At 35.1% G+C, this 2296-nt stretch carries 2 protein-coding genes and 2 pseudogenes; 3 read left to right on the forward strand and 1 reads right to left on the reverse strand.

Going from position 1 to position 2296, the window contains the following annotated elements:
- The first annotated feature begins 2 nt into the window (after window positions 1-2).
- From Wcon_RS08790 to Wcon_RS08800, 3 genes and pseudogenes are all read left to right on the forward strand, one after another.
- Window positions 3-767, forward strand: a complete 765-nt coding sequence (locus Wcon_RS08790; protein ID WP_458694586.1) for an Rpn family recombination-promoting nuclease/putative transposase — start codon at window positions 3-5, stop codon at window positions 765-767.
- A gap of 12 nt (window positions 768-779) precedes the next feature.
- Window positions 780-1302: pseudogene (locus Wcon_RS12860) on the forward strand (pyrimidine dimer DNA glycosylase/endonuclease V).
- A 2-nt stretch (window positions 1303-1304) separates the two neighbouring features.
- A pseudogene (locus tag Wcon_RS08800) lies at window positions 1305-1454 on the forward strand (Rpn family recombination-promoting nuclease/putative transposase); the annotation flags it as partial.
- A 10-nt stretch (window positions 1455-1464) separates the two neighbouring features.
- On the opposite strand, the gene Wcon_RS08805 reads toward Wcon_RS08800, so the two are convergent.
- The coding region (locus tag Wcon_RS08805) for an ankyrin repeat domain-containing protein (protein ID WP_179947509.1) at window positions 1465-2296 on the reverse strand (832 nt) is incomplete at its 5' end.

A 2296-nucleotide genomic window follows, 5' to 3' on the forward strand; every position in this document is an offset into this window, starting at 1 on the left:
CTATTATGGACCCTGAAATTGCCTCTGACAAGCAAAGCATTGTTGATGTTCTTTGCAAGGACTCTATTGGTAATAGATTTGTCATCGAAATGCAGCTCGCTCGTGATAAAGGCTTTGAAAAACGTGCTCAACTTTATGCTGCTAAGGCTTACTCACGGCAATTAGATAAATCTGGTAATTACATTGATCTTCAGAAAGTCTTCTTTATTGCTATTTCCAATTGTAACCTTCTGCCTGAAGAAGTTGACTATATTTCTACTCATAATATACGTGATATCAAAACCAATGGCCATTACTTAAAAGATCTACAATTTGTCTTTATTGAATTGCCTAAATTTGCAAAAAATAAAGTAGAGCAGTTAGAGAGTACGACAGAAAGGTGGTGCTTCTTTTTTAAATACGCAGAAGAAACAACTGAAGAAGATTTGAAAAAGATAGCAGCAGAAGCTCCGATAATAAAGTTAGCATATGATGAATTAGACAGATTTCGCTGGAATGAAAAAGATTTGATCGCATATGAGGAAAGAATATTGAGTGTACAGAAAGAGAAGGCTATTTTGGAACAAAAACTCGATGATGCTAAACATGAAGGTAGACAAGAAGGTAGACAAGAAGGCATCCAAATCGGCCATGAAAAAGGTAGAGCAGAGGGTGAAAAACAAGCTAAGATAACAGTTGCAAAGAATCTACTTAAAGCAGGGGTTTCTATTGATGTCATAGCTCAAACTACTGGTCTTACGGCTGATGAAGTTAAAGGCCTAGGTTAATTCTATCTCCGGATGAATATCTTTGTATTAGACGAAAATCCTATAATTGCAGCACAAATGTTATGCGATAAGCATATAGTAAAAATGCCATTAGAAACTGCTCAATTACTTAGTAATGTTTTTTCAACAGCATTAAAAGTGCCAAATCCTTTTGTTAGTGTTATAGATCAGGATATAGAAATTCCATATAAACTTACTCATAATAATCATCCTTGTTCTTTGTGGGCTAGGCAATCAAAAGGGAACTTTTATTGGTTGATAGAGTACGGAAAAGAATTATGTAAAGAGTACACTTTGCGATACAAAAGAAAACATAAATCAGAGGAAGTAATAGATTGGTGTGAAGGATTTACTCATTTTTCAATCAACTGATATGCAAGCTTTTATACAAGCACTGCCGGATCAGTATAAATGCAGCAGTGCTGTGGAAGCTTATAGGGGATATTATCTCAAGGAAAAGATGAGATTTGCTAAGTGGGAAAATGGCAGAGAAGCACCAGATTGGATAATCTGCTACACAATACCACAGCTATAAATAGAGAAGCCATCCAAATCGGTCATGAAAAAGGCAGAAAAGCAGAGAAAATCGAAGTTGCAAAAAATTTACTCAAGGCCGGTGTTTCTATTGATGCTATTACTGAAATCACTGGCCTTTCGGTAGACGAAATCAAAGAGTTAAGAAATTAATACTATCAAATTAGAAGCTTTGAGCTAAAGTAGAATGATTAAAGACAGAAACATTACAAAGATCTCTCTTAGACTGAGAGTTTTCTTTAGCATGTTTTAGTTTTTTAAATATTTCAGTGTCTGTACCTATATTCTTCTCCGCATAATCATGTAAGAGCTGCAATACCTTTCCACCAGCTTTAATAGCAATTTTAATAGTCGTATTTTCGTCATTACCATCTGGAGAGTAGTTTAAGCTTGGTTTGAAACCGTACTCAATTTTTGATTCTAGTAGCTCTTTTATCTCTTTAAGCAATTTATCTAGCTTATTTTCATCTATTTCTGCTGCTTGTTTTATCAGATTAAACAATTCATTATCTTGAATTAATTTTTGAAGAACTTTTCTTCTGTCTTCTTCCTTTTCAACAGACGAAATCTTTACACAACTAACATTAATATTTGGGTTAGCAAGCAGAAGGTTAGCTACCTCAGGACAATGATTTAGTGTTAACGACAAAGGAGTTAAACCTTGACTACTCTTAGCATTAACATCAGCTCCATGATTCAGAAGAAGCTTAACCATACTACCATAACCGCCTTGTGCTGCAAAATGCAAAGGAGTAAAATCATCATCTTTCTGGAAAGGAGTTTTACCATTACTAGTCTTAGCATTAACATCAGCTTTATGGTCCAGAAGAAGCTTAACTATATCATCGCAACCACTTTGTGCTGCAAAATGCAAAGGAGTAAAATCATCATCACCCCTAGCATTAACATCAGCTTTATGATCCAGAAGAAGCTTAACTATACCACCGTAACCTTCCTGTGCTGCTACCAATAAAGGAGTTCCATTACTCTTAGCA

The organism is Wolbachia endosymbiont of Cylisticus convexus, assembly GCF_003344345.1.